2 protein-coding genes are annotated in these 2,258 nt (G+C 67.7%); both read right to left on the minus strand.

Annotated features, from left to right (window positions below):
• Positions 1 to 154: 154 nt before the first annotated feature.
• Positions 155 to 862 (minus strand): flagellar hook assembly protein FlgD, encoded by a 708-nt coding sequence (locus AC1D00_RS37475; RefSeq protein WP_025576516.1) that lies wholly within the window; start codon positions 860 to 862, stop codon positions 155 to 157.
• 13 nt (positions 863 to 875) lie between these two features.
• Positions 876 to 2,258: flagellar hook-length control protein FliK (locus AC1D00_RS37480; protein WP_477014135.1), on the minus strand; the 1,383-nt coding region annotated here is incomplete at its 5' end.

Below are 2,258 nucleotides of genomic sequence, written 5' to 3' on the forward strand. Positions count from 1 at the left end.
CGTCGTCCTGGCGAACGCCAGGACCCATACCGCGTGATCTAACGATAGGACGCAGGTAGCAGTACCGAGAATGTCTTCGCCAAATTTCCTACCGTAGTTATGGATCCCGGCCTTCGCCGGGATGACACCTTAATGTATGGCCTACGCGCTCACCTCAGTTGCTGCTCGTCGCGATGATGCTCTTCACCTGGCTCAGCGTGTAGCTGGCGCCGTCGATGGTGAGCAGCGGCGGCGACTGAGTCAGGTCGACGGACGACACCACGCCCTGCACCTGGGCGGCGATGCCGACATTGTTGCCCGCCACGTCCTTGCCCGTGGCCGAGATGGTGTACTTGCCGTCGGGCCATTGCGTGCCGTCATTGCCCATTCCGTTCCAGGTGAAGGGAATGTCGGTGCCGGCGGCGGCGGTATATTTGCCGGTGAAAACGGTTTGGCCGCTGGAATTGGCGACGGTGACGTCCACGGTCGAGTCGGTCGGCACGTTGAGATGCCAGGTCGCCGACGAGTTCTTCATGGTCGCGGTCGAGCCGTCGACCAGCGCCGTCTTGCCGACGAAGCCCAGCGCCTGGGTTGCCTGCGTGGTCTGCTGCAGGGTGACGAGCTGGGACAGCGCATCGTTGGTCTTGAGCTGCTGCTCGACGCCGGCGAACTGCACCAGTTGCTGGGTGAACTGGTTGGTGTCGAGCGGATCGAGCGGGTTCTGGTTCTGGAGCTGCGTCGTCAGCAGCGTCAGGAAGGTCTGGAAGTTGCCGGCCAGCGTCGATCCCGTCGTCGAGCTCAGCGAGTTCGACGAGGAGGATTTCGGGATGTCGGTCGTGCCGGAGACGACTGATGGGGCGGTGGCGGCATTCGTGGTGGTCATGATCGAATACTCCTCACACTCTGATGTCGACGCCGCTGCTCGATCCGAGCATGCGGCCGTAGCTGCGCCCGACAGGCGCTGCGGCAACGCTGTCGTCCTCGCTGATGATCAGCCGGCGGGCATTGCCGCCATTGTCGTTGTTCTGGCCGGAGTTCTGCCCCGACGAATTCTGGTCGCGCAGGCTGAACGAGAGCCCGTTGCTGCCGGTCTTGAAGCCGGCATCGTCGAGCGCGCGCTGCAATTGCGGCGCGTCCTGCCGCAGCATCTGCAGCGTCTCCGGCTTCTCGACGGTGAGATGCGAGGTGACCTGGCCGTTGCGGTCGACATTGATGCGCACGTCGATGCGGCCGAGATCGACCGGATCGAGGCTGATGTCGAAGCGGGTCTTGCCGGCGCGTGCGGCGGCTGCAATCTCGATCGGCACGGCGTTGATCGGCACGGCCGTCGAGGTGGCCGCGGTCGCGGTGAGCGTTGCGGTCGAGGCCGTCGCAGCCGACGTCGTATTGGTCAGCGGCGCCTGCACGGCGGAGGCGGCCTGCGCGCTGCTGTCGGTCGCGGTGACGGGGCCTTGCGCATTCGCATGGGCGTGCGTGGCCGGTGCGCCAGGGGTTGCATCGGCGGYGCGGTCGGCGGGACCTGTCTTCGCGTCGGTCGCGCCGGCCTCGTCTTGCGGCTTGGCTGCTTGCGGATGCGCGGCGGCGCCCGTCGCGGTCGCCGGAGTTTGCGCGGTCGTGGCGTTCGCCTTGCCCGCGTCCTGGCCGATATTGGAGACGTCGCTCGCGCCTTGCGCGGTCGCGGCGGCCTTGAACGAGGTCTTCGGCGTGCCCTGGTCAACGGCGGCGATCAGTCCGCCATTGGTCTTGGCGTCGGTCGCGGTGCCGTCGGTGGTGCCGGTCGCAGCATCGGCGAGCGTCGCCGAGGTGTCGGCATCGACCTTGGCGCCTGCGGCCTTGGCGCTCTTGTCGCCGGCCGTCGCCGTATCGGTCTTGGCGCCGGCGATCCGCGCTGCGGTGGAGGCGCTGGCGGCGATGCCGGCGGCGGCGATCGTCAGCGGCGAGGAGGCGGCATCGCCGGCCTGGTTCGCCGCAGCGTTCGGATCGAGAGGCACGACCGGCGCGGCCACCACGACGCCGGGATCGGGCACGGCGGTCTGCGTCGCGTCCACTTGCGCGGCGGCTGCGGCATCGACGGCGGCGGCGAGCCCGTCGGTGCCGTCGGCCTTGTCGCCCTTGGTCTCGTCGGACCTATCAGCCGATTTGGCGTCGGACGCCTCCGGCTTGTCCTTGGTCTTGCCGGTCTTGGTTGGATCCTTGGCTGGATCCTTGGCCGGATCGTCCATCGCCTCGCTCCTGGCGGGCGCGGAATTGTCGGTGTCGTCGCTCGCGTTGGTCTGCGA

Source organism: Bradyrhizobium sp. P2_E8 (genome assembly GCF_056403875.1).

Bases quoted from the DNA above. Each gene is read 5' to 3' on its own strand.
- AC1D00_RS37475 (WP_025576516.1), bottom strand. From the start codon at position 862: ATGACCACCACGAATGCCGCCACCGCCCCATCAGTCGTCTCCGGCACG.